This is a genomic window from Streptomyces sp. (genome assembly GCF_019510245.1).
Classification (GTDB): Bacteria; Actinomycetota; Actinomycetes; order Streptomycetales; family Streptomycetaceae; genus Streptomyces.
The window spans coordinates 1-24,348 of record NZ_JAEKKT010000128.1; the positions used below are offsets into that span (position 1 = coordinate 1).

The 24,348-nt window shown below is 72.3% G+C and carries 28 protein-coding genes and 1 pseudogene; 16 read left to right on the plus strand and 13 right to left on the minus strand.

Annotated elements, in window-relative coordinates:
* Positions 1-100 precede the first annotated feature (100 nt).
* Together JF597_RS15610 and JF597_RS15615 are read left to right on the plus strand one after the other, a co-directional pair.
* Positions 101-697: a Clp protease N-terminal domain-containing protein gene (locus JF597_RS15610; RefSeq protein ID WP_293994602.1), complete on the plus strand. Its 597-nt coding sequence runs from the start codon at positions 101-103 to the stop codon at positions 695-697.
* A 46-nt stretch (positions 698-743) separates the two neighbouring features.
* Entirely contained in the window at positions 744-1,721 is a 978-nt protein-coding gene (locus JF597_RS15615) for an EamA family transporter (protein ID WP_293994605.1), read from the plus strand.
* A 105-nt stretch (positions 1,722-1,826) separates the two neighbouring features.
* On the opposite strand, the gene JF597_RS15620 is transcribed toward JF597_RS15615, so the two are convergent.
* Complete coding sequence (locus JF597_RS15620) at positions 1,827-2,525, minus strand: pyridoxamine 5'-phosphate oxidase family protein (RefSeq protein ID WP_293994608.1); 699 nt, start codon at positions 2,523-2,525, stop codon at positions 1,827-1,829.
* 36 nt (positions 2,526-2,561) lie between these two features.
* Here JF597_RS15620 and JF597_RS15625 point away from each other — a divergent pair, with 36 nt between their 5' ends.
* Positions 2,562-3,890: an aminotransferase class I/II-fold pyridoxal phosphate-dependent enzyme gene (locus JF597_RS15625; RefSeq protein ID WP_293994611.1), complete on the plus strand. Its 1,329-nt coding sequence runs from the start codon at positions 2,562-2,564 to the stop codon at positions 3,888-3,890.
* Between the two features lie 165 nt (positions 3,891-4,055).
* On the opposite strand, the gene JF597_RS15630 is transcribed toward JF597_RS15625, so the two are convergent.
* Complete coding sequence (locus JF597_RS15630; protein ID WP_293994614.1) at positions 4,056-5,000, minus strand: DMT family transporter; 945 nt, start codon at positions 4,998-5,000, stop codon at positions 4,056-4,058.
* Positions 5,001-5,074: 74 nt separating this feature from the next.
* On the opposite strand from JF597_RS15630, the gene JF597_RS15635 reads away from it, so the two are divergent.
* Entirely contained in the window at positions 5,075-5,977 is a 903-nt protein-coding gene (locus tag JF597_RS15635; protein WP_293994617.1) for a LysR family transcriptional regulator, read from the plus strand.
* Between the two features lie 42 nt (positions 5,978-6,019).
* Here the strand turns inward: JF597_RS15635 and JF597_RS15640 are convergent, their stop codons facing one another.
* A complete protein-coding gene (locus JF597_RS15640; protein WP_293994619.1) occupies positions 6,020-6,487 on the minus strand; it encodes a pyridoxamine 5'-phosphate oxidase family protein in 468 nt (155 codons plus the stop codon).
* 82 nt (positions 6,488-6,569) lie between these two features.
* Here JF597_RS15640 and JF597_RS15645 point away from each other — a divergent pair, with 82 nt between their 5' ends.
* Positions 6,570-7,217, plus strand: coding sequence for a cysteine hydrolase (locus JF597_RS15645; RefSeq protein WP_293994622.1), 648 nt, complete (start codon positions 6,570-6,572; stop codon positions 7,215-7,217).
* Positions 7,218-7,220: 3 nt separating this feature from the next.
* Here the strand turns inward: JF597_RS15645 and JF597_RS15650 are convergent, their stop codons facing one another.
* Both JF597_RS15650 and JF597_RS15655 read right to left on the minus strand, forming a co-directional pair.
* A complete protein-coding gene (locus tag JF597_RS15650) occupies positions 7,221-7,721 on the minus strand; it encodes a Rieske (2Fe-2S) protein (protein WP_293994625.1) in 501 nt (166 codons plus the stop codon).
* Between the two features lie 187 nt (positions 7,722-7,908).
* On the minus strand, positions 7,909-8,709 hold the full coding sequence (locus JF597_RS15655) for a helix-turn-helix transcriptional regulator (RefSeq protein ID WP_293994627.1): 801 nt from the start codon (positions 8,707-8,709) through the stop codon (positions 7,909-7,911).
* Between the two features lie 224 nt (positions 8,710-8,933).
* Between JF597_RS15655 and JF597_RS15660 the strand changes: the two genes are divergently transcribed.
* From JF597_RS15660 to JF597_RS15690, 7 genes are all read left to right on the plus strand, one after another.
* Positions 8,934-9,698, plus strand: a complete 765-nt coding sequence (locus tag JF597_RS15660) for a HipA family kinase (RefSeq protein WP_293994630.1) — start codon at positions 8,934-8,936, stop codon at positions 9,696-9,698.
* Entirely contained in the window at positions 9,695-10,144 is a 450-nt protein-coding gene (locus JF597_RS15665; RefSeq protein ID WP_293994633.1) for a DUF3037 domain-containing protein, read from the plus strand. The genes JF597_RS15660 and JF597_RS15665 overlap by 4 nt, the downstream gene beginning before the upstream one ends.
* 137 nt (positions 10,145-10,281) lie before the next feature.
* Positions 10,282-11,043 carry a 3-oxoacyl-ACP reductase FabG gene (gene fabG / locus JF597_RS15670; protein ID WP_089105586.1) on the plus strand — a complete coding sequence of 254 codons (762 nt, stop codon included), beginning with the start codon at positions 10,282-10,284 and terminating at the stop codon, positions 11,041-11,043.
* Between the two features lie 31 nt (positions 11,044-11,074).
* Positions 11,075-11,836, plus strand: a complete 762-nt coding sequence (locus tag JF597_RS15675) for an SDR family oxidoreductase (RefSeq protein ID WP_293994639.1) — start codon at positions 11,075-11,077, stop codon at positions 11,834-11,836.
* 211 nt (positions 11,837-12,047) lie between these two features.
* Entirely contained in the window at positions 12,048-13,625 is a 1,578-nt protein-coding gene (locus JF597_RS15680; RefSeq protein WP_293994641.1) for an ABC transporter substrate-binding protein, read from the plus strand.
* A gap of 93 nt (positions 13,626-13,718) precedes the next feature.
* Positions 13,719-14,405 carry a uracil-DNA glycosylase gene (gene ung / locus JF597_RS15685; protein WP_293994644.1) on the plus strand — a complete coding sequence of 229 codons (687 nt, stop codon included), beginning with the start codon at positions 13,719-13,721 and terminating at the stop codon, positions 14,403-14,405.
* Positions 14,406-14,604: 199 nt separating this feature from the next.
* Complete coding sequence (locus JF597_RS15690; RefSeq protein ID WP_293994647.1) at positions 14,605-15,105, plus strand: hypothetical protein; 501 nt, start codon at positions 14,605-14,607, stop codon at positions 15,103-15,105.
* 15 nt (positions 15,106-15,120) lie between these two features.
* Here JF597_RS15690 and JF597_RS15695 read toward each other — a convergent pair whose 3' ends face one another.
* Together JF597_RS15695 and JF597_RS15700 are read right to left on the minus strand one after the other, a co-directional pair.
* Positions 15,121-15,594 carry a hypothetical protein gene (locus JF597_RS15695; protein WP_293994650.1) on the minus strand — a complete coding sequence of 158 codons (474 nt, stop codon included), beginning with the start codon at positions 15,592-15,594 and terminating at the stop codon, positions 15,121-15,123.
* Positions 15,595-15,706: 112 nt separating this feature from the next.
* Positions 15,707-16,219, minus strand: a complete 513-nt coding sequence (locus JF597_RS15700; protein ID WP_293994653.1) for a DinB family protein — start codon at positions 16,217-16,219, stop codon at positions 15,707-15,709.
* Between the two features lie 107 nt (positions 16,220-16,326).
* On the opposite strand from JF597_RS15700, the gene JF597_RS15705 reads away from it, so the two are divergent.
* Positions 16,327-17,238: a Gfo/Idh/MocA family oxidoreductase gene (locus JF597_RS15705; RefSeq protein WP_293994656.1), complete on the plus strand. Its 912-nt coding sequence runs from the start codon at positions 16,327-16,329 to the stop codon at positions 17,236-17,238.
* Here JF597_RS15705 and lnt read toward each other — a convergent pair.
* Both lnt and JF597_RS15715 read right to left on the minus strand, forming a co-directional pair.
* Complete coding sequence (gene lnt / locus JF597_RS15710; protein WP_293994659.1) at positions 17,156-18,730, minus strand: apolipoprotein N-acyltransferase; 1,575 nt, start codon at positions 18,728-18,730, stop codon at positions 17,156-17,158. The two genes, JF597_RS15705 and lnt, sit on opposite strands and share 83 nt — an antisense overlap.
* Positions 18,731-18,806: 76 nt before the next feature.
* Positions 18,807-19,292 (minus strand): nuclear transport factor 2 family protein, encoded by a 486-nt coding sequence (locus JF597_RS15715; protein ID WP_293994660.1) that lies wholly within the window; start codon positions 19,290-19,292, stop codon positions 18,807-18,809.
* Between the two features lie 356 nt (positions 19,293-19,648).
* Here JF597_RS15715 and JF597_RS15720 point away from each other — a divergent pair, with 356 nt between their 5' ends.
* Positions 19,649-20,389: a glucose 1-dehydrogenase gene (locus JF597_RS15720; RefSeq protein WP_293994661.1), complete on the plus strand. Its 741-nt coding sequence runs from the start codon at positions 19,649-19,651 to the stop codon at positions 20,387-20,389.
* 11 nt (positions 20,390-20,400) lie between these two features.
* Here JF597_RS15720 and JF597_RS15725 read toward each other — a convergent pair whose 3' ends face one another.
* Positions 20,401-20,580, minus strand: coding sequence for a hypothetical protein (locus tag JF597_RS15725; protein ID WP_089105573.1), 180 nt, complete (start codon positions 20,578-20,580; stop codon positions 20,401-20,403).
* Positions 20,581-20,919: 339 nt separating this feature from the next.
* Positions 20,920-21,744 carry a helix-turn-helix transcriptional regulator gene (locus JF597_RS15730; RefSeq protein ID WP_293994662.1) on the minus strand — a complete coding sequence of 275 codons (825 nt, stop codon included), beginning with the start codon at positions 21,742-21,744 and terminating at the stop codon, positions 20,920-20,922.
* Between the two features lie 133 nt (positions 21,745-21,877).
* On the opposite strand from JF597_RS15730, the gene JF597_RS15735 reads away from it, so the two are divergent.
* Positions 21,878-22,585: an alpha/beta fold hydrolase gene (locus tag JF597_RS15735; RefSeq protein ID WP_293994663.1), complete on the plus strand. Its 708-nt coding sequence runs from the start codon at positions 21,878-21,880 to the stop codon at positions 22,583-22,585.
* Between the two features lie 7 nt (positions 22,586-22,592).
* A pseudogene (locus tag JF597_RS15740) lies at positions 22,593-22,739 on the plus strand (LacI family transcriptional regulator); the annotation flags it as partial.
* 141 nt (positions 22,740-22,880) lie between these two features.
* Here JF597_RS15740 and JF597_RS15745 read toward each other — a convergent pair.
* Positions 22,881-24,191, minus strand: coding sequence for an alpha-glucosidase/alpha-galactosidase (locus JF597_RS15745; protein ID WP_293994664.1), 1,311 nt, complete (start codon positions 24,189-24,191; stop codon positions 22,881-22,883).
* On the minus strand, positions 24,188-24,316 hold the full coding sequence (locus tag JF597_RS15750) for a hypothetical protein (RefSeq protein ID WP_293994665.1): 129 nt from the start codon (positions 24,314-24,316) through the stop codon (positions 24,188-24,190). Before JF597_RS15750 ends, JF597_RS15745 begins: the two co-directional genes overlap by 4 nt.
* Positions 24,317-24,348 lie beyond the last annotated feature (32 nt).

The following is a 24,348-nucleotide window of genomic DNA, read 5'->3' on the forward strand; positions in this document are numbered from 1 at the left end:
CAAGGAGGAGATTCCGGCCACCCGCGTCCACTCTGCGTGGGACGCGAAGATGCTTCCCCCCGCCGATGACTCAGGCCCCTGCGGTTGATGAGGTAAGGGTGTGCAACCCCGTATTCCCCGCCAGCCCGCCCAGGACCAGGGCGGTATCCACGCGGACGACGATGCCGGGCTCGGTGCCGAGCCGGCAGCGGTGATCGCCGGTGCCCGCCGCCGGGCCGTGCGGGACGGGGACCGTCAGGTCGACACCGCCCATCTGCTGCACTCGCTGATCGAGTACGACCCCGAGGTGTGCGCCGCCATCGGCGACGCCCCGCAACTCGCGCGCCTGCTCGGCTACCTCGTGCAGCGCAGCATCGGCTACGGCCTGCGCTGGCAGGGCGGGGTCGAGGACTCCGGCGCGCTGCCCGCCCTTCCGCGGGCCGGCGGGAGAGCCGAGGGCAGGGGCGACGGTGCCTGGTCGCCGGTGGCGGCGGCCGCCCTGGAGTACGCCCGCAGCCGCGCCCGGCGCCGTGGCGCGGCCCGCTCCGACGGCATCGACCTGCTCGCGGGCCTGGTCCTCGACCCGGAGTCCCGGGCCGTGGAGGTGCTGGCGCGGGCCGGGGTGGCCGTCCGTGAGCTGGCCGTGCGGATAGACGGTGACGGGGCGGCCGGGGTGCTCCGGGACGCCGAGGCGGAGCGCCGCGCGTCCGGCCGTTGAGACAGGTGCCATCGAGGGTGACGCTCATGTCGCCCGCTGGCATCATGTGCCGGTGCACACCACTGACAGCAGCCATGGAAAGGGCCTCGGGCTCTCCCTCGCCGTCGGGTCGGCGCTCGCCTTCGGCGGCTCCGGCGTCGCGGCCAAGCCCCTGATCGAGGCCGGCCTCGCGCCGCTGCACGTGGTGTGGCTGCGGGTGGCGGGAGCCGCCCTGGTGATGCTTCCGCTCGCCGTCCGCCACCGTGACCTGCCGCGCCGCCGGCCGGCGCTGCTCGCCGGGTTCGGTCTGCTCGCCGTGGCCGGCGTCCAGGCCTGCTACTTCGCCGCGATCTCCCGGATACCGGTGGGAGTGGCGCTGCTCGTGGAGTACCTCGCCCCCGCGCTGGTGCTCGGCTGGGTCCGGTTCGTGCAGCGACGGCCGGTCACCCGCGCCGCCGCGCTCGGTGTCGTCCTGGCGGCGGGCGGCCTCGCCTGTGTCGTGGAGGTGTGGTCGGGGCTGCGATTCGACGCGCTGGGGCTGGTGCTGGCACTGGCGGCGGCCTGCTGCCAGGTGGGGTACTTCGTGCTAGCCGACCACGGCGGGGGCGACGACGCGCATCCGCTGGGGGTGATCGCCTACGGGCTGCTGGTCGGGGCGGGGCTGCTCACCGTGGTGGCCCGGCCGTGGGAGATGGACTGGTCGGTGCTGGGCGGCTCCGCGCGGCTGCACGGGGGCGCGGTGCCGGCGGCGGCGTTGCTGGCCTGGGTCGTGCTGGTGGCCACCGTCGTCGCCTACATCACCGGAGTGCTGTCGGTGCGCCGGCTGTCGCCGCAGGTGGCGGGGGTGGTGGCCTGCCTCGAGGCGGTGGTGGCGACCGTGCTCGCCTGGGTGCTGCTGGGGGAGCATCTGTCGGCGCCACAGGTGCTGGGCGGGGCGGTCGTGCTGGCCGGGGCGTTCATCGCGCAGTCCTCGACTCCGGTGAAGGAGTCGGTGGTGGGGCAGAGTGCGGTGGGGGAGAAGGTCGCCTCGGCCTCTGGGGGGTGACGTGTGCGGGTGCGCGGGGGGCCTGTCGCGCCCGCCCGGCCGGAGCCGCGTGTCGCACCCGGGCCCGCGCCCCTTTCGGGGCGCTTCCCTTGCCGGAACGTCGAATCAGACGCTCTTCAGGTACTGCGGCACCGCGACGTCCGCCGCCAGGTCGTCGTTCGCCACCGGGGCGTCGTACCCCTTCCGCAGTGGCAGCACGCCCGCCCAGTGCGGGAGGCCCATGTCCTCCGGCTCGTCGTTCGCGCCGCCCGTGCGGGTCTTGGCGGAGACCTCGTTCAGGTCGAGGCGGATCACCGCGGTCGCGGCCAGTTCCTTCCTGTTGGCGGGGCGGGAGTCGGCGGCCCGGCCCGGCACCACGTGGTCGACCAGGGCGTCCAGCGCACGGCTCTTCTCGTCGGGGTCGGTGACCTGGTGGGCGATGCCGTGCACCACCACGGACCGGTAGTTGACCGAGTGGTGGAAGGCCGAGCGGGCCAGCACGAGGCCGTCGACATGGGTGACCGTCACGCACACCGCGAGCCCGGGATCGGCCTGTCCGGTCATCCGCAGCGGACGCGAGCCCGTCGAGCCGTGCAGGTACAGGACCTCGCCGACCCGGCCGTACAGCGTCGGCAGCACCACCGGCGCACCGTCCCGCACGAAGCCGAGGTGGCAGAGGTAGCCCTCGTCGAGGATCGCGTGCACCAGCTCCCTGTCGTACGACGCCCGCTCGGCGGAACGGGTGGGAACGGTCCGGTCGGTCCTGGCGTAGGGGGCGGGCCCGGCGGGCTGGGCCGGTACGGTCCCCGGCGCGGCTGTCTCCATTGCGCGTCTCCATTGCACTAGTGCATAATGCTCTTTGTGCTAGGAGGATATCGGATCGAAGGGCGCGGCGCAGCAGAGATTGCGGCCGATGTCGAGCGCGCGGTGGGTTCCGGGGAGCTGGAGCCGGGGCAACTGCTGCCGCCGATGAGGGAGTTGGCGAGCAGGCTCGGGGTGAATCCCAATACGGTCGCGGCCGCGTACCGCATCCTGCGCGAGCGCGGAGTCATCGAGACCGCCGGCCGCCGGGGCAGCCGGGTCCGGCCGAAGCCGGCCACCACCGGTCGGGACCAGCTCCCCGACGTCCCGGCCGGAGTGCGCGACCTGTCCTCCGGCAACCCCGACCCCGCACTGCTCCCCGCCCTCGCACCGGTCCTCGCCGCGGTGGCGGCCGAGTTCGACCGCGCCCCGGTCCTCTACGGCGCCGACCTCGTCGAGCCCGAGCTGGAGCGGAGGGCGCGCGCCGAACTGGCCGCCGAAGGCGTGCCCGACGGACCGCTCACCGTCACCTCGGGCTCCCTGGACGCCGCCGAACGCGTCCTGCTGGCGCACCTCAGGCCCGGCGACCCGGTCGCCGTCGAGGACCCCGGCTGGGGCCGCACCCTCGACCTGATCCCCGCGCTGGGACTGCGCACCGTCCCGGTGGCCGTCGACGACGAGGGGCCGCGTGCCGACGCCCTGCGCCGGGCCCTGGAGTCCGGGGCGCGCGCCCTGATCGTCACCGCCCGGGCGCACAACCCCACCGGCGCCGCGGTGAGCGCCGCACGCGCGCGTGCCCTTCGGGCCGTCCTGCGCGCGCACCCGCACACCCTGCTGATCGAGGACGACCACGGCCACGGCATCGTCGACCTCCCGCTGCACCCGCTGGCGGGCGCCACCCGGCACTGGGCGTTCATCCGCTCGGTCGCCAAGGCCTACGGCCCCGACCTGCGGCTGGCTACCCTGACCGGCGACGAGGTGACGGTCGACCGGGTGCGGGGGCGCCAGCGCCTGGGCCCGGGCTGGGTGAGCCGCCTGCTGCAGCGCACGGTGGTCCGGATGTGGGCCGACGGCGCGGTGAACGGCCCGGAGGTGGCGGCCGCCTACCGGGCCCGTCGGGAACTCCTGATCGACGCGCTCGCGGACCACGGCGTCGAGGCGCACGGCCGCAGCGGCATGAACCTCTGGGTCCCCGTTCCGGACGAGACGGGTGCGGTGTCCCGGCTGCTGCACGAGGGATGGGCGGTGGCGCCGGGGGCGCGCTACCGGCTGTCGACCCCGCCGGGCATCCGCGTCACCGTCTCGACGCTGGCACCCGAGGAGGCCGGTTCGCTCGCGGCGGCGGTGGCGAGAGCGGTGACACCGGCGAAGGGCCGGATCCAGGCCTGAGGCTCTGTTCGAAGCGCGGCGACGGGCCGGCCTCGTCTGCGCCGCCGTGGTGGCTGGTCGCGCAGTTCCCCGAGCCCCCGAAGGGGCGCCTGGGCTGACGCCCCTGAAAGGGGCGCGGGGAACTGCGCGACCAGCCCACCACCCACCCGCACCCGCTCACGCTCCTCAGGAGGTACCCGCCTTGGGCCTCCTCTGAGTAAGTGCGGCCCCCGCGATGACGATCAGGGCGCCCACCGGCGTGCTCCACCGCAGCGACTCGCCCAGCACCGCGACGCCCGCCGCGGCGGCGATGACCGGGATGAAGTAGGTGACCATCTGGGCGGTGGTCGGCCCCACCTCCGCCACCAGCCCGTACTGGACGAGCACCGCCAGCCCCGTCCCCAGCGCGCCGAGCGCGGCGATCGACAGCAGCGGGACCAGGGCGAAGTGTGCCGGGAAGGACGTGAACAACGGAGTCACCACGGCCAGTTGCACCGTCGCCAGCAGCAGTTGCGCGCCGGTCATCGCCAGATGGGAGTCGCCCGTCCCGGCCAGCGTCCGCCGGACGTAGACCCACCCGATCGGATAGCTCAGCGACGCCAGCAGCGCCATGACGGTGCCCGTGACGTCCAGGCCGTGGAAGCCCTCCCAGGCGCCCAGCACCGTCAGCACACCGATGAATCCCAGGCCGAGTCCGGCGAACCGGACCCGCGTCGGCCGGTCCTCCGACAGTGCCACCAGCGACAGGATCATCCCCCACAGCGGCGAGGTCGCGTTGCAGATGCCGGCCAGGGTGGACGGAATCGTCAGCTCCGAGTAGGCGAAGAGGGAGAACGGCAGTGCGTTGAGCAGGAACGCGGCGACGGCCAGGTGCCCCCAGGTGCGGGCCCCGCGCGGCAGCCGCTGCCGCTTCACGGCCATCGCCGCCACAAGGACCGCCGTACCGAACACGAGCCTGCCGAGGGTGACCTGGAACGGCGCGTAGCCCTCCGTCCCCACCTTGATGAAGAGGAAGCTGAAGCCCCAGATCAGCGACAGGGCGCCGAAGCGAAGGCGCCAGTCGAGGCGGGGGCGGGAGGGGGTGGCGGCGAGTGCGGGCTCGCTGGTCGCGGCGGTGGTCACGGTGCTCATGCCCACCACGATGCGTCAAGCGATCTCGTAGCACAATCGAGACTTCTCACCGGGTACCTCTTAGAATCGCTTACATGTTGAACCTGGAGCGCCTGCGCACCCTCGACGCCCTCGCCCGGCACGGCTCCGTCAGCGGCGCAGCCGAGGCCCTGCACGTCACGACGTCGGCGGTGTCGCAGCAGATGGGCAAGCTGGAGCGCGAGGTGGACCAGCAACTCCTCGCCAAGAACGGCCGGGGCATCCGGCTCACCGACGCCGGCCGGCTGCTCGCCGAGCACGCGGCCCGGATCCTCTCCCAGGTCGAGCTGGCCCAGTCCGACCTGGAGGCGCACCGGGGACAGGTCGTCGGCGAGCTCCGGCTGTCCGCGTTCCCGACGGCCGCCCGCGGTCTGTTCCCGGGGGCACTGGCCGCCCTGCGCACCCGGCACCCCGCGCTGCGCGTCCGCTCCAGCGAACTGGAACCGGAGAACGGCATCGCCGGGGTCGTCCGCGGCGACCTCGACCTCGCGGTCGTCCTGGACTGGTACAACAAGCCGATGCCGCTGCCCGACGGCCTGGTCAAGGCGCCGCTGCTGGACGACCCCGCCGAGGTGGCCCTGCCGGTGGGACACCGGCTCGCCGACCGCGCGGAGGTGGACCTGGGGGAGTTCGCCGAGGACGAGTGGATCACCTGGGGCGAGGGCGAGTTTTGCCACGAATGGCTGATGTTCACGCTGCGCTCGCGCGGCATCGAGCCCATCATCGGGCACCGCGCGGCCGAGACCCACACACAACTCAACCTGGTGTCGGCCGGGTTGGGCGTCTGCATCGCCCCACTGCTGGGCCGGCACCCGGTGCCGGAGGGCGTGCTCATGGTGCCGCTGAAGCAGCGGGTGCGCCGCCATGTGTACGTCGTCTGGCGGGCCGACGCCGACCGCCGGCCCTCGATCCGGGCGGCGGTACAGGCGCTGCGCGGCGCGGCCGAGGCGGTCGCCTGAGCCCGCTGCCCGCCTGTCGGACGTCCCCGCCCGTGAACGTCCCTACGCCGAGCCCAGCTTGCGGAAGTCCCAGGAGGCGGTCTTCGTCGGGGTGAGCCGCGCCCAGGCGTGCCGGCCGTCGTGCGGCATCTCGTCCAGGCCGAAGTTCTTGCGGGCGAACACCGTCTCGATGTAGTCGAGTTCGGCGACCAGTTCGCCGGTGCGCGGGACCTCGCCCACGAACTCGACCGTCCCTCTCAGCTCGACGCCGCGCAACTGGTCGTACTCCTCACCGGAGTCGACGACGACCGCCACCCGCGGATCGCGGCTGAGGTCCTTCCAGCGCTGGCTGCGCACCACCGAGTAGAGCCACAGTGACGTGCCGTCCCAGGCGAACCACAGGGCGCTGACGTGCGGGGCGCCGGACGCCGAGACGGTCGCGACCCGGCAGGTGCGCTGTGTGGTGAGGAACTCGTCCAGCTCACCGGGCGTCATCATGATCTTCCGGCCCCGGCGCTGAGTGACGGTCATGCGGCCCCCTCTTCGTCTTCTTCCGTTCCCGCGCGATGGCGGTTAGTGTCACCCGCCCCGCACCAAGGCGGAAGGGGGCGTCATGCCGTCGTCGTACGAGCGGCTCCCGGAACTCCTCGACCCGGTGAGCACCGTGCTGCTCACCGTCGAGTGCCAGCAGGGCGTGCTGGGCCCGGAGAGCGCGCTGCCCGAACTCGCCCGTGAGGCAAGGGCTTCGGGAGCTCTCGACAACATCGCCCGCCTGGTCGCCGCCGCGCACGACACGGGTGTCCAGGTGATCCACGCCATCGCCGAGCGCCGCCCGGACGGCCGCGGCGCGAACCGCAACGCCCGCCTCTTCCGCGCCGCCGAACGGCTGCCCGTCCAGCAGCTCTCCGGCACCACGGCGGTCCGCGTCGCGCCCCCCATCGAGGTCTCGGAGGAGGACCTCGTCGTACGACGGCTGCACGGCCTGTCGCCGATCCAGGGCACCGACGTCGACCCGCTGCTGCGCAACCTCGGCTGCCGCACCCTGGTCGTCACCGGTGTCTCGGCCAACGTGGCCGTGCCGAACGCCGTGTTCGACGCGGTCAACCGGGGCTACACGGTCGTCGTCTCGGCCGACGCCGTCGCGGGAGTGCCCTCCGAGTACACCCCCGCGATGGTCCGCAACACCCTCGCGCTGGTCGCCACGGTCGCGACCACGGACGAGGTGCTCGGCTGCCTCCGGCGACCGCGCCGGCGGTCCTGAGGATCAGGCCAGTGAGATCTGGTCGCCGGAGACCGTGATGTTGGCCGCCGTCAGACCCGTGGTGGCCGGGCCCTGCTTGACACTGCCGTCGGCTATGGCGAACTTGCTGCCGTGACAGGGGCAGACGATCTCGCCGTTGGCGATGCTGGTCACCGCGCAGCCGGCGTGCGGGCACTTCGTCGAGAACGCCTTGTACGTGCCCGACGTCGGCTGGGTGACGACCACGGCCTGGTCCTTGTAGATGGTGCCGCCGCCCTCGGGGATGTCCGTGGTCTTGGCGAGCGCGGTGCCGCCGGCCGCGGCCGTGGAGCCGCCGGCCGAGCCGTTGCTGTCCTGGGTGGTGGAGCCACCGCCCGCGTTGCCGTTCGTGGTGGTCGAGCTCGACGAGTCGTCGTCCGACGAGCCGCAGGCGGTCAGCGCGGCGGCGAGCCCTGCCGCTCCGGCCGCCACCATCACGGTGCGGCGAGCCGGGGTGGCCGAGGGGTTGAGCGGTGCGCTGGTCATGTGAGGGGTTCCCTTCAGCGGAGCTTCTCGTTGATCCGTCCAGGGGTACGGCCTTCGGGCACCACCTGTTCAGACGGCATCCCGATAGTGACCACCCGGACATGAGGCTTCGGTAAAACGCCGCTGTCGGTTCGCTGTCGGTCTCGGCCGGTCGAGGACGCGGCCGACCGCGGCGGCCGGGATGCCGCTAATCGGAGCCGTTCTCCCCGGCGGGCAGGAAGACCATGAGCGAAAGCTTTTCGTCATGGGCGTCCGCCAGCTTCAGGCAGTCCACGTCGACCCGTCCGAGCCGTGGGTGCCGTAGCTCCTTCCGGGCGGAGGTGGACCCGCCGACGCTCCGCTCGTCCCACACTGCGCGGAACGCCTCCGAGGAGTCCAGCAGCGACTCCAGCAGCGCGGGGCCGCGCGGATCGTCGGGGTACCGGGCGAGGGCCACCCGCAACTGGCCGGTGAGTGCGCGTGCCTCGCCGAGCCAGTCGACGAACAGCCCCGAGCCCCGCGACTCGGTGAAGGTGATCCGGAGGAGGTTGCGCTCGTCCGGCGGGCGCCGGTCGAGGCCGCCGAGCAGCTCGGCGTACGCGTCGTTGTACGCCAGCAGGTCCCACCACGGGTTCGTCACGCAAGCGGGCCTGGGGGAGAGTTCCCGCACCAGCCGTGCCAGCAGGGGGTCGACCTTCACCGGCCCCGGACCCGAGGGCGGCGGCACCAGGGCGGCCAGGGTGAACAGGTGGGCGCGCTGCGGCCCGGAGAGGCGCAGCGCGCGGGCCAGGCTTTCGACGACCTTCCTGTTCACGCTGATGTCGCGGCCCTGTTCGAGCCAGGTGTACCAGGTGACGCTGACCCCGGCGAGCTGCGCCAGCTCGTCGCGGCGCAGCCCCGGGGTGCGGCGCCGCACCCCGGACCGGAAGCCTGCCGCCGCCGGGTCGGTCGCCTCGCGCCGGGCGCGGAGAAAGGCACCGAGTTCGCCGTGCCGGACCAGGTCTGCCATGGGCCGAACTCCTCTTGGACGGAGGTTCCGCCCCCACCGTAGGAGTCTCCGTGACCATGACGCCAACGAGACTTGGGAACACGTGGTATGCGGTGAGATCATGGATCTCGCGTGGGCCCGGGGCGCCCCTCGCCCGCTGTCACGCTCGGTTACTATGCTCACTTCGTGCCGGAGGTCAGCCCGGCCGTCGACTGCATGGTTGAGAAGCTGGATGGCCTGGGAAAATGCTGCGAGAAGTGACCGCGACCCGCTACATCACGCCCCTGCGGGAGGGTGGCTCGCTGCCGGGGCTCGTCGAGGGCGACGACTTCGGAACGTACGTCATGAAGTTCACCGGCGCCGGGCAGGGCCGCAAGACGCTGGTCGCCGAGGTCGTCTGCGGTGAACTGGCCCGCCGGCTCGGGTTCCGGATGCCCCGGCTGGTCACCGTCGAACTGGATCCGGTGCTGGGACTCGGCGAACCCGAGCAGCAGGTGCAGGACCTGCTGCGAGGCAGCGGCGGCACCAACCTGGGCATGGACTTCCTCTCGGGTGCCCTCGGTTTCGACCCGCTCGCCTTCGCGGTGAGCCCCGAGGAGGCCGGGCGGATCGTGTGGTTCGACGCGCTGGTCAACAACGTCGACCGCTCCTGGCGCAACCCCAACCTGCTGGTCCACCGGGGCGACCTGTGGCTCATCGACCACGGCGCCACCATGATCTGGCAGCACAACTGGCCCTCGGCTGAGGCCTCCGCCGCCCGCCCGTACGACGCCGCCGACCACGCGCTGAGCGGGTTCGGCCCCGACGTCCGGGCCGCCGCCGCGGACTTGGCACCCCGGGTCACCGAGGACCTGCTCGCCGAGGTCACCGCCGAGATCCCGGACGCCTGGCTCGCCGCCGAGCCCGGCTTCGACACCCCCGACGACCTGCGCCGCACCTACGCCCGGCCGCTGCTCGCCCGGGCCGCCGTCATCCACGAGCGCATCACCGGCATCGAGGGGGCCAAGTGAGCGAGACCCACATCAACGTGGCCGGGCACATGACCGAGCGCCACATCACCCGCACCGGCCAGGGCGGCGACCGGGACGTCTTCGAGTACGCCCTGCTGCGCGTCGTACCCCGCGTGGAGCGCGGCGAGTGCATCAACGCGGGCGTCCTCGTGTACTGCCGGGCCAAGGGGTACGTGGGCGCCCGCACCCATCTGGACGAGGCCCGGCTGCTGGCCCTGGACCCGGGCGCGGACGTCGCCGGGGTGCGGGCCGCGCTCGGGGCGGTGGAGGCTGTCTGCGCGGGTGGGGCGGCGGCGGGGCACGCGGCCGGGGACGACCCGGGGCGGCGCTTCCGCTGGCTGGTCGCGCCCCGCTCCACCGTCGTCCAGCCGGGACCCGTGCACACCGGGCTCACCCGCGACCCGGCCGCGGAGACGGAGCGGTTGCTGGACCTCCTGGTGAGGTAATGGATCACACTGCGCGGCGTGACGTTGACACCGCGTGCCAGGGCTTCTAGCGTCACGTCTGTCGAAGGTACTAAGCGGTCGCTCACCATCCGGCCGGATTCTCGATCAGGTGTTCTCAAGGGCGAGGAGAAACAGCAATGTCCAGCACTGAGCAGCGGGTGGCCGTCGTCACCGGTGCAGCACGTGGCATCGGAGCCGCCACCGCCGTACGACTGGCCGCCGAGGGCCGCGCGGTCGCCGTGATCGACCTCGACGAGGCCGCCTGCAAGGACACCGTCGAGAAGATCACCGCGGCCGGCGGCAAGGCCATCGCGGTCGGCGCCGACGTCTCCGACGAGGCCCAGGTCGCCGCCGCGATCGCGCGCGTCGTCGAGGAGCTGGGCGCTCCGACCATCCTGGTCAACAACGCCGGCGTGCTCCGCGACAACCTGCTGTTCAAGATGTCCGCGTCCGACTGGGACACGGTCCTCAACGTGCACCTGCGCGGCTCCTTCCTGATGACGAAGGCCGTCCAGCAGCACATGGTCGAGGCCGGCTGGGGCCGGGTCGTCAACCTGTCCTCGTCCTCGGCGCTCGGCAACCGCGGCCAGGCCAACTACTCCGCCGCCAAGGCCGGTCTGCAGGGCTTCACCAAGACCCTCGCCATCGAGCTCGGCAAGTTCGGCATCACCGCCAACGCCGTCGCCCCCGGCTTCATCGCCACCGAGATGACCAAGGCCACCGCCGAGCGCGTGAAGATGGGCTTCGAGGAGTTCAAGGCCGCCGCGGCCACCCAGATCCCCGTGCAGCGCGTCGGCGAGCCCGAGGACATCGCCAACGCCATCGCCTTCTTCACGAACGAGGCCGCCGGCTTCGTCTCCGGCCAGGTGCTGTACGTGGCCGGCGGACCGCTCGACTAGAAGTACACCGGGGAACCTGGGGAACACTGACATGACTGAACTGCCCGAGCTGTCCGGCAAGGTCGCCATCATCACCGGCGCGAGCCGCGGCATCGGCTACGGCGTCGCCGAGGCGCTGATCGCCCGCGGCGACCGCGTCGCCATCACCGGCCGCAACGAGGACGCCCTCAAGGAGGCCGTCGAGAGCCTCGGCTCCGAGCGCGTCATCGGCATCGCCGGCAAGGCACACGACCTGGCCCACCAGAGCGAGGTCGTCGAGCGCACCATGGCGGCCTTCGGCCGCGTCGACTACCTGGTCAACAACGCGGGAACCAACCCCGTGTTCGGCCCGATCGCCGACGTCGACCTGGACGTGGCCCGCAAGGTGTTCGAGACCAACGTGGTCTCCGCCCTCGGCTTCGCCCAGAAGACCTGGCACGCCTGGCAGAAGGAGAACGGCGGCGCCATCGTCAACATCGCCTCCGTCGCCGGCCTGTCGGCCTCGCCGTTCATCGGCGCGTACGGCATCAGCAAGGCCGCGATGATCAACCTGACCCAGCAGCTGGCGCACGAGTTCGCCCCCGGCGTCCGGGTCAACGCGATCGCCCCCGCGGTCGTGAAGACCAAGTTCGCGGAGGCGCTGTACGAGGGCCGCGAGGCGGAGGCCGCCGCGGGCTACCCGCTCAAGCGGCTCGGTGTGCCCTCCGACATCGGCGGCGCCGCCGCGTTCCTCACCTCGGAACAGTCCGACTGGGTCACCGGCCAGACGCTCGTCGTCGACGGCGGCATCTTCCTGAACGCCGGCATGGCCTGACGGGCCGTCGGGCGTCGTTTTCGTCACAGATATTTGCCGCATCTATGACGAAAACGGCGCCCCCGCGGTCGTGCGAGATCCGCACAGCCGGATGACAACGTCGTCATAGCACATTCGATCAACGCCCGTGTTTCCGGGGTGCGTCAAGGCGCGCAACGCTGCGGTATGGTCTGCCGCCGACCCCTGGTACGGCGGATCGAGGAGCGTGCGCGTGTTCAACCGGAACCGAGGCCTGCGAAGAGCCGCCGCGCTCGCCTCCCTGTCCCTGGTCGCCGGGTGCGGGGTGCTCTCCGGCAGCAGCGCGGACAACAGCGGGCCCATCGTCGTCGGTACGACCAGCGCCCCCAGCACCCTCGACCCGGCCGGATCGTGGGACGGCTCCTGGGAGCTGTTCCGGAACGTCTACCAGACACTGCTCGCCTACCCCGACGGCGCCACCGCCCCGCAGCCCGACGCCGCGCAGAAGTGCGCCTTCACGGACTCCGGCTCCCGCACCTACCGCTGCGAACTGCGCTCCGGGCTGACGTTCGCCGACGGCGACAGACTCGACGCCGCGGCGGTCAAGTACTCCATAGACCGGATCCGGAGCATCAACGCGCCCAGCGGCCCGGCCGGACTGCTCGGCAGCCTCGACACGGTGCAGGCGACCGGCGACCGCGAGGTGGTCTTCCACCTCAACAAGCCCGACGCCACTTTCCCGTTCGTGCTCGCCACCCCCGCCATGTCGATCGTCGATCCCGACGACTACCCGGCCCACTCGCTGCGCAAGGACGCCTCCGTACGCGGCTCCGGGCCGTACACCCTCAAGTCCTACGAGGACGGCAAGCGGGCCGAGCTGGTCCGCAACGACACGTACCAGGGCTTCGCCGACCGGGAGAACGACGCGGTGACCATCCGCTACTTCCAGGACTCGGCCACCATGGTCAAGGCCCTCAGGTCCGGGGACATCGACGTCACCTACCGCGGTCTCGCCGCCTCCGACATCGTGGCCCTGCAGGCGCACGGCAGCACCGACCTCCAGCTGATCGACGGCACCGGCACCGACATCAGCTACCTGGTCTTCAACCCCGCGGACCCGTGGGCCAAGCTGCCCGCCGTGCGCAAGGCCGTCGCCCAGCTCGTCGACCGCGCCGCGATCGCCCACACCGTCTACAAGGACACCGTCGACCCGCTGTACTCCATGGTCCCGGCGGGCCTGACCGGCCACACCACCGGCTTCTTCGACGACTTCGGCGACCCCAGCACCTCCAAGGCCCGCAAGATCCTCGCCGACGCCGGCATCACCCAGCGCGTCCCGCTCACCTTCTGGTACACCACCGACCGCTACGGCTCCGAGACCGGCGAGATGTTCCAGGAGCTCAAGCAGCAGCTGGACGACTCCGGGCTGTTCACCATCACCCTCAGGAGCCGGCCCTGGAAGACCTACGTCGTCGGCTACCAGAAGGGCGAGTACCCGGTGTTCGGCCGTGGCTGGTTCCCGGACTTCCCCGACGCCGACAACTTCATCGCGCCCTTCGTCGGCGAGCAGAACGCCCTCGGCACGCCCTACCCGTCCCCCGTGATCACCGGCAAGCTGCTGCCGCGGTCCCGCAGTGAGAGCGACCGCGCCGAGGTCGTCAAGGACTTCGAGGAGGCCCAGCAGATCCTCGTCAACGACGCCCGGCTGATCCCGCTGTGGCAGGGCCGGCAGTACGTCGCGGCCAGCGACGACATCTCCGGCGGCGAGAAGGCGCTCGACCCGTCGACGATCATGATGATGTGGGAGCTGCACCGCAAGACCAGCTGGTGAAACGGCCGTCCCGCACCGGTTGTCAGTGGTCGCCTGTAGGTTTTTCGGTATCAGCAGGATCTGCAAGTGACCGCAATTCGTGAGGACGTTGACGTGACCGACATCGCCATGCTGCCCGAGTCCTGGCGCGGGGTTCTGGGTGACGAACTGCAGCAGCCCTACTTCAAGGAGCTGACCGAGTTCGTCGAGGAGGAGCGGGCGAAGGGCCCCGTCTACCCGCCGCGCGAGGAGGTCTTCGCCGCGCTGGAGGCGACGCCGTTCGACCAGGTCAAGGTCTTCGTCCTCGGGCAGGACCCCTACCACGGCGAGGGCCAGGGCCACGGCCTGTGCTTCTCCGTCCGCCCCGGGGTGCGGATCCCGCCGTCCCTGCGGAACATCTACAAGGAGATGCGGGAGGAGCTGGGCTGGGAGTCCGTGCCGGACAACGGCTATCTGATGCCGTGGGCCCGGCAGGGCGTACTCCTGCTCAACGCGGTCCTGACGGTCCGCGCCGGTGAGGCCAACTCGCACAAGAACAAGGGCTGGGAGAAGTTCACGGACGCGGTGATCCGCGCGGTGGCCGACCGGCCGGACCCGGCCGTCTTCGTCCTCTGGGGCGGTTACGCGCAGAAGAAGCTCCGGCTGATCGACGAGACCCGGCACGTGGTGATCCAGGGCGCGCACCCGTCCCCGCTCTCCGCGAAGAAGTTCTTCGGCTCCCGCCCCTTCACCCACATCAACGAGGCGGTCGCGGCCCAGGGCCACGAGCCGATCGACTGGCGGATCCCCGACCTGGGCTGAGCCCATACCGAGGGCTCCTCGAAGCCGACTGAGGGGCAAACCCAAGGGGCGCTGGGGGGCACCCCCGGCCGAAGGCCGGGGGAGGAACTGCGCGACAAGCCCCCACCGGCCCGCAGTCCAACGGCGCCGCCTGACAAGAAAAACTGACGGCGCCGTCTACCGTCGGCAGCACACAACGGCTTACAGCCCGGAGGGCCCCGTGGCGGAGCGACAGGAGCGTACGGCAGCCGACGCCGTGCTGACGCGGATCGGGCAGGTCGTGATGTTGCACCACGCCGGGGACCGCGAGGAGGCCCGCCGGCGCCTGCTCGACCTGTGGGCGGAGATCGGCGAGCACGGCGAGCCGCTGCACCGCTGCACCCTGGCCCACTACCTGGCCGACACCCAGGACGACCCCTGCGACGAACTCGCCTGGGACCTGAGGGCGTTGTCGGCGGCCGACGAGGCGGAGGGAGCCGCGGGGCTGCGCGGCTTCTACCCCTCCCTGCACCTGAACCTCGCCGCCGACTACGTGAAGCTCGGCCGCACCGAGGCCGCCCGCAGCCACCTGCACCGGGCCCGCGGCACGGCGGCCGCGCTCGGCGACGACGGCTACGGCGACGGGGTCCGGGCCGCGATCAGCCGCCTGGAGCTCCGGCTCCGGGACGACGGCGACCCGGGCGCCGACCCCTGGGGCCCGCCACGGCAGCGGCCGCAGTAGGGTCGCGCCGGCGTCTCAACGCCCGTACGTCTGCTCGCAGATCCTCGCCTGCGGACTGTCCGGCGCCCAGCCGCCGTACTGCTTGCCGAGCGCGCACACGTCCGGGGCCTTCGGGGCCGAGCGGGGGAGTCCGGGCAGGTCCGCCTGCGGGGGGTGGGACCGGCGCACGGCGGGACGGTGCGGGGTGGCCGTGCGCGGGGCCGCCGGGGCGGGCGGGCCGGCCGGGGGAGCGGGCACGGGGGCGTGCGGGGCGGCCGGTGCGGCGCGGTGGGCCGGGCGGGACGGGCCGACCATCTCCAGGGCCTCCTTGACCGGCGCCTGCACCACCCGAGGCTCGGCACTGCCGTCCGGGCGGGGCACCGACGGCAGCGAGGGCGCCGTACCCGGCGGCGGGCCCGGTGCCGCCGGGTGCTGGACCGTCACACAGCCGGAGAGGGCCGAGAAGGTCACGGTGACCAGGAGCGCTGCGGTGGTCGTCGTTCGATGCACCCGCGCAACTCTGCTGGCTCGGCGCGGAGGTTGACACCGTCGACAGGACTTTGGTGCCCCGCACGGGTGATCTCGCACCCCGTACGGGGGACGGGCGGGTGTCAGGCTGACGTCAGTCGCCGGTCGCGCCGTCGATCCGCTCCCGGATCAGGTCGGCATGGCCGTTGTGCCGGGCGTACTCCTCGATCATGTGGGTGTGGATCCAGCGCAGGCTGATCTGCTGCCCGGTGCGACGGTGGACGCCCTTGGAGAGGCCGTCCAGGCCGAAGCCGGCCGCGGCCTGCCGGGCGGCCCCGATCTCGGCCTGCCAGGCCGCGTACGCCTCCTGCCAGGTGTCCGCCCCGGTGAGGCGGAACTCGGCGTCCGGGTCCTCGTCACTGAAGTACAGCGGTGGCGCGTCCTCCCCGGCGAGCACCCTGCGGTACCAGGACCGCTCCACGTCGGCCATGTGGCGCACCAGCCCCATCAGGGACAGCGGGGACGGCTCCACGGAGGCGGTCCGCAGCTGAGCGTCGGTCAGGCCCTCGCATTTCACCGCGAGGGTCCGCCGGTGGAACTCCAGCCAGCCCTCCAGCATGGTGCGTTCGTCGGCGTCCACGGCGGGCATACGGCGTTCGGTCGTCATGCCCGGCATCCTGGCCCAGCCCGACCGATCCCACCACGGATTATCGGCCCGTATGCTTCCCTTCAGGCACGCGCGGGCAACCGCGGGCAACCACGTGGGGAGCGTCTGTGAAGGTCGGCTGCATCGGACTCGGCGACATCGCGCAGAAGGCGTACCTGCCGGTGCTGGCCCTGCAGCCGGGTCTCGAACTCCACCTCCAGACCCGCACCCCCGCCACCCTCGACCGGGTCGGCGACAGCCTCCGCCTGCCCGCCGGCCGCCGGCACGCGACCCTCGACGACCTCCTCGCCCAGGACCTCGACGCCGCCTTCGTGCACGCGGCCACCGTCGCCCACCCGGAGATCGTCACCCGGCTGCTGGAGGCGGGCGTACCGACGTACGTCGACAAGCCCCTCGCCTACCGGCTCGCCGACTCCGAACGGCTCGTCACGCTCGCCGAGACGCGGAACGTGTCGCTGGCCGTCGGCTTCAACCGCCGCCACGCCCCCGGCTACGTGCAGTGCGCCGACCACCCGCGCGAGCTGATCCTGATGCAGAAGAACCGCGTCGGGCTGCCCGAGGAACCCCGGACGATGATCCTCGACGACTTCATCCACGTCGTCGACACCCTGCGCTTCCTCGCCCCCGGCCCGGTCGAGGACGTGACCGTCCGCGCCCGGGTCGCCGACGGCCTGCTGCACCACGTCGTCCTCCAGCTCGCCGGCGACGGCTTCACGGCGCTCGGCGTGATGAACAGGCTCAGCGGCTCCGCCGAGGAGATCCTGGAGGTCTCGGGACAGGACACCAAGCGCCAGGTCCTCAACCTCGCCGAGGTGGTCGACCACAAGGGCCAGCCGACTCTCCGGCGGCGCGGCGACTGGGTGCCGGTCGCCCGGCAGCGCGGCATCGAACAGGCCGTGCTCACCTTCCTGGACGCCGTCCGCGCCGGGAAGGTGCTCAGCGCCCGGGACGCACTGGCGACTCATGAGCTGTGCGAGCACGTGGTACGAGAGGTTCGGCGGCGCTCCGGCGCAGCCTGACCGTCCGCACCCCCTCGGCCAGGCAGTACGCCGCCAGCACCAGCAGGGCGCCGTCCACCGGCCAGTCGCCGTACCGCACGAACGGGGTGACGCCGCGGGCGACCGGCACCTCGTAGACCCGGGCGGTGCTCGCGTCGGTGCCGAGCCACGGGCCGATGCGCCCGCCGCCCGGACCGTAGACGGCGGAGACCCCGGTGAGCGTGGCGTGGACCATCGTGCGGCCGGTCTCGGCGGCCCGTAGCGCGGCCAGCGAGGCGTGCTGCTCGGGGGCCCAGCTGTCCTGGAAGGAGGAGGTCGACGTCTGGCCGACCAGCACCTGCGCGCCGTCCTGGGCGAGATGCCGGCTCATGTCGGGGAACGCCGTCTCGAAGCAGATCATCGGGCCGATCCGCAGCCCGTGGCCGACGTCCATCACCACCTGCTCGGTGCCGCGCCGCCGGTCCTCGCCGGCCGCCTTGCCGACCGAGGTGGCCCAGCCGAGCAGGGACCGGGCCGGTATGTACTCACCGAACGGAACGAGCCGCATCTTGTCGTACCGGTCCCCGGTCGGGCCGTCGGCGCCGACCAGGAGGGAGCTCTTGTAGATGCCGGGCCGGTCGGAGCGCCGGGCATCCACGTTGACCAGGATGTCCGCACCGGTCGCTCGGGAGAGGGCGGCGATCCGCCGTGCCAGATCGGGCCGGTCCCCGAGGTCGTACCCGACACTGCTCTCGCCCCAGACGATCAGATCGGGATGCTGCCCGGCCAGCTGCCGGGTCAGCTGCTCCTCCCGGTCGAACCGCCGGACGCCGCTGTCGGTGCCGTCGACGATGCCGGGCTGTACGACGGCGATCCGGACGTGACCGTCGACGTCCGGGCGCGGTGACCACACCCAGGCGGCCGAGGTCGCCGCGGCCGTGGCCACCAGCGAGGCCACCGCGGGGACCCGGGCCTCCCGCACGGATATCAGCACGGCGACCGCGACGTTGACGGCCACCACCAGGAAGCTCAGCAGCCACACCCCGCCGACCGAGGCCAGCCGCAGCGCCGGCGACACCTGCCACTGGGTCGCACCCAGCATGCCCCACGGTCCGCCGAGCCCCTGCCAGGACCGCACCAGCTCCACCATCAGCCAGCCCGAGGGCAGCACCAGCACCGCGGCCGCGGCCCGCCCCGGCGACGGCACCCCGCCCAGCAGCCGGCGCGTCACCCAGCCCCAGGGCGCCCAGAACACGCTCAGCAGGCCGGCGATCAGGAAGATGAAGACGTGCAGGCTCGGCAGCAGCCAGTGGTGCACGGCGACCATGAACCCGAACCCGCCGCACCAGCCGTCGTACGCCGCCCGCCGCCCGGTCGGTGCCGAGCGCGCCAGCAGCAGCCACGGAACCAGCGCGACATACGCGAACCACCACAGCGACGGCGCCGGAAAGGCCAGGACCGGCAGCGCGCCCGCGAGCGCCCCGACGCAGGAGCGCCGCCACGGGGAGCTGAGCCAGCGCTCGACGGTCCTCATCCATCGCCTCCTGCCTGCGGGTCCTTCCAGTGTGCGGGACCCGGCGGGATCTCCGACAGGGGGCATGGGCGCGGGCTCAGTCGGACACGGCCACCGCACGCGGGTCGGGCAGCCTGCGCCACCGCTCCTCGACGACCACCTGGCGCAGCCGCCAGCCGTCCGGGGTGCGCAGGAACGCGAAGGAGTAGCGGCCGCCGCACACGAAGTCGGGGGCGGTGGAGGCGCCGTCGCCGCCGGCGAAGCGCATGGGGTTGACGTAGTCGGCCTGCATTCGGGCGGTGTCGCCGGTGTCGTGGTCCAGAATCCCGAAGCGCACCCGGCGGTTGACGATCAGATGCTGCCGCATCGAGAAGAGGGTCAGGTTCTCCGCGAGCCACCCGGCCACCTGCCCGGCATCGCCCTCTATCCCGCCGGCCGAGCGGTAGTCGGCCCGCCCGTCCGCCGTGAACAGCCTCCGGTACGCCGCCCAGTCACCGTCGTCGACGGCCACCGCGTACTCGGTGACCATCTCGTCCACGGCCAGCCGGTCCATCACGGTCGCGAGCTCCACGCGCTGCGTCATCGGCTCAGTGTTGGGCACGGGGCGGGCGGAGCCAAGGGGCGCGGGCGATATTCGGTGATGTTCGAAGCCGGCCACCCGGGGCCCCCGGCCTGTGAACGGTGGGCCGGTCGAACGGGAATCCGGGTTCCGTGTCCGTGTCCGGTACGCGGACTCCACGTCACCGAGTTCCTCGTCGAGTTGTGCCGATGAGTCCGATGCACAGCGTGACCTACTCGACCGGAGACATGCTGCGCTGGGCCGGTCGCATTCGGCCTCGTGGCGGTGATGATCACCGCGTGGCGCTGGGGCAAGGCCGACCAGCTCCCGTGCGCCCGCCGTCGTAAGATCGTCGTCCGGTCGGTCCGAGGAGGTTCGCGATGGCACGTCCCGTCACGGTGGTCACCGGTGGCAGCCGCGGTATCGGCGCGGCGACCTGTCTGCGGCTCGCGGCCGACGGCCACGACGTGGTGATCGGCTGGGTCCGGGACGGGGACGCCGCCGAGGCGGTCGCCGAGGAGGTGCGCAGAGGCGGGGCGCGCTGCGCCGTCGTCCGGGTGGACACGTCCGTGGAAGCCGATGTGGAGGGGCTCTTCGACGCGGCGGAGCGGGAACTGGGGGCCGTGACCGGCCTGGTGAACAACGCCGCCGTGACCGGGCCGTTCGGGCGGCTCGCCGACGCGGAGACCGCGGATCTCCGCCGGGTCGTGGAGGTCAACCTGCTGGGCACGCTGCTGTGTTCGCGCCGTGCCGCCCGGCTGATGGCGGCACGGGGGAGCGGTGCGATCGTCAACGTGTCCTCGGCGGCGGCCACCCTCGGCAGCCCCGGCGAGTACGTCCACTACGCGGCGACCAAGGCGGCCGTCGACACCCTCACCGTGGGCCTCGCCAAGGAACTCGGCCCCGACGGAGTGCGGGTCAACGCGGTGGCACCCGGCGTGATCGACACGGAGATCCACGCGGCGATGGGCGACCCCGGCCGGGCCGAACGGGTCGGTCGCACCACGCCGTTGGGCCGCGCCGGGCGGCCCGAGGAGATCGCCGACGCGATCGCCTGGCTGCTGTCGCCCGAGGCCTCCTACACGACGGGCACGGTGCTGCGCGTCTCCGGCGGCCGCTGAACCCCGGCCGGTCAGGCCGCCTCGATGATCTGCTCGCGGATCGCCGCGGCCCACTCGACCACCAGCAGTTCGTACTCCGTCCGCTCCTGGGCCGACAGCGTTCCGCCCGCGCGCAGCCACAGCGCCCGGATGTGCTCGTTGACCTCGGCAGCAGACCGCACGGAACCAGGGGTTCGGGAATCGGGGGACATGAGAAACAGCGTAGGGGCAGGAACTGACCGTGCGCTACCGGGCCACTACGCAGACCGTATGGGGTTGGTCACGGGCGACACGCCGGGCGGGCGGCCGCGCATTGGCATTTGCCAGGCGGATCGCCGGGGTTCCGACCGGTCCTGGTGCCGCTGGGCAGGACTTCGCCCTCGCCGAAGCGGGTGCGGCGGCCTCGGACCCCGCGAGAACGACGGAAGTCGGGGGTTGGCTGAGATGCGGCGCCAGGGCGTCGGCGCCTGAATGCTGCCCGGTCGTCCACTCGTCGCGCCTTCGCCGCCCCTTTGGAGTCCCTCGACGCCGAGCCCGTCGTCACCCCGTCGTCACCCCGTCGGCAGCGCCGAGGCGAGCAGGGCGAGCCTCTCGGCGCTGCCGCTCCCCGGGTCCGGATGGTAGACGACGAGGGTCTGCCCCGCCGCGCCGCTGACGTTCAGCCGCTCCCTGTTCAGCCGTAGCCGGCCGACCTGGGGGTGGTCGACGACCTTGGCCGCGCCCTCGCAGGACGCCACGTCGTGACGGGCCCAGAGGCGGCTGAAGTGCGGGCTGGCGAGCGAGATTTCGCCGACGAGCTCGATGACGCGCGGGTCGTCGGTGTCGGTCCCGACGGAGCGCCGGAAACCGGCGACCATCCCGGCGCCGGCCTCCTCCCAGCCGGGGGGGAGGGCCTGCTCGGCGGGGTCGAGGAACATGTCCCGCAGCCGGTTGGCGCCGACCGAGAAACGTGGCGACAGCGCGGTCGCCAGGGCGTTGACGGCGAGGACGTCGAAGTAGCGGCCCTCGACGAGCGCGGGGAGCGGGAGCGCGGCGACGAGCTGGGCGACGCCGGGCGGGACGGTCTCCTTCCGGGCACGGCGACGGCGCCGGCGGGGCCGCTCGGCACCGAGGCGGAGCAGGTACGCCGTCGCGTCCTCGTCGAGCCGCAGCACGCGCGCGAGGGACTCCAGGACCTGCACGGAGGGGTTGCGGTCGCGGCCCTGCTCCAGGCGCAGGTAGTAGTCCGCGCTGATGCCCGCCAGCATCGCGACCTCCTCCCGGCGCAGGCCCGGCACCCGCCGTATCCCCACCACGGGGATGCCGACCTGCTCCGGCGTGACGAGCTCGCGGCGGGCGCGCACGTACGAGCCCAGCGGGTTCGGTTCGTCGGTCATCCCGCCACCGTAATGCGGCCACCGCGCTCGTGCCTGGCCCTGCCACCCCCAGGACCGCCAGGGCTCTGCCCCGTCCGGAGCCGGAGCGCAAGCGTGGTCGGTGACAGCGACGAGCAAGCCGAGGAGCGCGATCATGTCGACATATCTGCTGGTACACGGCGCCTGGCACAGCGGGGAGTGCTGGGAGCGGGTGGTCCCCCTGCTGGCGGCGGCGGGGCACCGGGTGTACGCACCCTCCCTGACCGGTCATGGCGAGAAAACCCGGCTGCTCGGTCCGGACGTGGGCCTCGACACCCATGCGGCCGACGTCCTCGCGCTGATCAGGGACGAGGACCTCACCGACGTCGTCCTCGTCGGGCACAGCTACGCGGGGCTGGTCATCTCCTCCGCGGCCAACGAAGTCCCGGACCGTGTCGGGCACCTGGTCTACCTCGACGCGATGGTCCCGGAGCACGGCGAGACCGCGGCCGACATACAGCCCGCGACCCTGGGCCTGATCGAGAGGGCGCTCGCGTCCGACAGCGGCTGGCGGGTTCCGCCGCTGCCCGAACTGCCGCTGCCTTACGGACTGTTCGGGGTGACCGAGGCGGCGGACGTGGCGTGGCTGCGCGGCATGCTGTCCGACCAGGCGGTGCGCAGCTTCCAGCAGCCGGTGCGGCTGGACGATCCGGCCGTCCGCACGATCCCCCGGACCCACATCCACTGCGTGGCGAACGTTCCGCAGGGCATCGTCCGCCGTCCGGTCCCCGCGGCCCAGCAGGTGTGGGAACTGCCCACCGGTCACGACTGCATGATCACCATGCCGGCCGAACTCGCCGACCTCCTGCTCAAGCTGGGCTGATCCCGAGACGGTGCACCAGCCTCTGCGACGCATGGCCGAGGAGGCGTCACGCATGCTGTTCGGCCCTGCGGAATCCGGCAAAGCCGCCCAGCGCATCGAGCTGGCGACGCACTTGGTGGAAGGACAGAGCACAGCCCCGCCAAGTGAGTCGTGAGGAACCCACCCGAGCCCACGGGACCGCGGGGCGAGGGCCGTGTGCCGGCCGAGCGACATGTCGAACGGGTCGGGTCCGGTTCACCCGGCACTCGGGACGGGCGGTGGGCCGACATGGTGTCGGCCCGCCGCCCGCGGTCGCTCACGAGCCCAGGAGAGCGCGCAGCCCGGGTTGGAGGAGCTCGCCATGGGCGCTGACCATGTCGTCACACAAGCGCCAGACGTCCTCGACCGGCAGGGCTGCGGCCGTGGCGGGGTCGGTCATCGCCGCGTGCCTGATGTGCCGCGGGTCGTCTTCGATCGCCGCCCGCACCACCAGGTCGTTCGCGCTCAGATAGGTGCGGTTGAGCGCCGCGAGCTGGGGCGGCAGGGAGCCGACGCGGGTGGGCTGGACGCCCAGCGAGTCCACCAGGCACGGCACCTCGACGGTCCCGTGCGCGGGCAGGTTGTCGATCAGGGACCGGTTGGGGACGTTGCCGTAGACCGTGCGCGGGGTGCCGTTCACCATGCTGTGGATGATCTGCGGCGCGTACTCCATCGTCCCCTCGACGGCGACCGGCCTCCCGGCGGTCAGCGCGTCGCGGGTCCTCTCGTACGTGGCGACGTTCTCGTCGACGATCTTGAGGTACTCGCCGATCGGCAGCCGCAGCCGCTCCACCTCGCCGTCGTGGTGCAGATACCAGGGCACGTACTCGGAGGAGTGCTCGCTGGTCTCCGTGGGGTAGTAACCCAGCCGGCGGTACATGTCGATGCGGACCCTCCGGCGCAACTGGTCGTCGGAGGCGATCAGTTCGTCCAGCTTCGGGTAGAGGCTCCGGCCCTGGTGCTCGAACCGCAGCACCCACGCCTGATGGTTGACGCCCGCGGCGTGGTAACTGATCTCCTCGTAGGGCACCTCGACCAGGTCCGCGAGGTCGCGCATCGTCCAGTACACCGAGTGGCACAGGCCCACCACACGGGTCAGGCCGGTGGCCTGCGTCAGGTACTGCACGTTCATGGCCATGGGGTTGGTGTAGTTCAGCAGCCAGGCCTGCGGGCAGACCTCGGCGACGTCCCGCCCCAGCTCCTTCAGGAACGGGAACGTGCGCAGGGCACGGAAGATGCCTCCGATGCCGAGGGTGTCGCCGATGGTCTGCCGGACGCCGTAACGGGCCGGTACCTCGAAGTCGGTCCGGGTGGCCTCGGCCATACCGATCTGCACGATGTTGATGACGAAGTCGGCGTCGGCCAGGGCTTCGCGGCGGTCGGTGTGCGCGGTGACGTTCGGGCGGGCGCCGAGCGTGTCGGCGATGCGGACGGCGGCCGCGTGCGCGGTGGCCAGGCGTTCGGTGTCGATGTCGTGCAGCGCGACGTGCGCGGACTCCAGTTCGGGGAACGCGAGGAGGTCGGCGAGCAGTCCCTGGGTGAAGACGACGCTGCCTGCGCCGATGAAGGCGATCTTGGGGGTGGTCATACCGGGGTTTCCTCGGTCTCGGAAGGGCGGGAGAGGACGTCGTCCCGCGTGGGCCGTGTGGTCGTACCGACGGTGACGTCAGGGGCGGCGTCGCCGATGACGAGCACGTCGAAGGTGTGCGGCACTGAGGTGTTCCTGCCTGGGTGGTGTGTCGGGT

What these genes read in the sequence shown, in the direction of transcription:
- JF597_RS15620 (WP_293994608.1), bottom strand. Translation starts at nt 2,525, where the DNA reads ATGGAGACAGCCGCGCCGGGGACCGTACCGGCCCAGCCCGCCGGGCCC.
- JF597_RS15630 (WP_293994614.1), bottom strand. Translation starts at nt 5,000, where the DNA reads ATGAGCACCGTGACCACCGCCGCGACCAGCGAGCCCGCACTCGCCGCC.
- JF597_RS15635 (WP_293994617.1), top strand. Translation starts at nt 5,075, where the DNA reads ATGTTGAACCTGGAGCGCCTGCGCACCCTCGACGCCCTCGCCCGGCAC.
- JF597_RS15640 (WP_293994619.1), bottom strand. Translation starts at nt 6,487, where the DNA reads ATGACCGTCACTCAGCGCCGGGGCCGGAAGATCATGATGACGCCCGGT.
- JF597_RS15645 (WP_293994622.1), top strand. Translation starts at nt 6,570, where the DNA reads ATGCCGTCGTCGTACGAGCGGCTCCCGGAACTCCTCGACCCGGTGAGC.
- JF597_RS15650 (WP_293994625.1), bottom strand. Translation starts at nt 7,721, where the DNA reads ATGACCAGCGCACCGCTCAACCCCTCGGCCACCCCGGCTCGCCGCACC.
- JF597_RS15655 (WP_293994627.1), bottom strand. Translation starts at nt 8,709, where the DNA reads ATGGCAGACCTGGTCCGGCACGGCGAACTCGGTGCCTTTCTCCGCGCC.
- JF597_RS15660 (WP_293994630.1), top strand. Translation starts at nt 8,934, where the DNA reads ATGCTGCGAGAAGTGACCGCGACCCGCTACATCACGCCCCTGCGGGAG.
- fabG (WP_089105586.1), top strand. Translation starts at nt 10,282, where the DNA reads ATGTCCAGCACTGAGCAGCGGGTGGCCGTCGTCACCGGTGCAGCACGT.
- JF597_RS15675 (WP_293994639.1), top strand. Translation starts at nt 11,075, where the DNA reads ATGACTGAACTGCCCGAGCTGTCCGGCAAGGTCGCCATCATCACCGGC.
- JF597_RS15700 (WP_293994653.1), bottom strand. Translation starts at nt 16,219, where the DNA reads ATGACGACCGAACGCCGTATGCCCGCCGTGGACGCCGACGAACGCACC.
- lnt (WP_293994659.1), bottom strand. Translation starts at nt 18,730, where the DNA reads ATGAGGACCGTCGAGCGCTGGCTCAGCTCCCCGTGGCGGCGCTCCTGC.
- JF597_RS15715 (WP_293994660.1), bottom strand. Translation starts at nt 19,292, where the DNA reads ATGACGCAGCGCGTGGAGCTCGCGACCGTGATGGACCGGCTGGCCGTG.
- JF597_RS15720 (WP_293994661.1), top strand. Translation starts at nt 19,649, where the DNA reads ATGGCACGTCCCGTCACGGTGGTCACCGGTGGCAGCCGCGGTATCGGC.
- JF597_RS15725 (WP_089105573.1), bottom strand. Translation starts at nt 20,580, where the DNA reads ATGTCCCCCGATTCCCGAACCCCTGGTTCCGTGCGGTCTGCTGCCGAG.
- JF597_RS15730 (WP_293994662.1), bottom strand. Translation starts at nt 21,744, where the DNA reads ATGACCGACGAACCGAACCCGCTGGGCTCGTACGTGCGCGCCCGCCGC.
- JF597_RS15735 (WP_293994663.1), top strand. Translation starts at nt 21,878, where the DNA reads ATGTCGACATATCTGCTGGTACACGGCGCCTGGCACAGCGGGGAGTGC.
- JF597_RS15745 (WP_293994664.1), bottom strand. Translation starts at nt 24,191, where the DNA reads ATGACCACCCCCAAGATCGCCTTCATCGGCGCAGGCAGCGTCGTCTTC.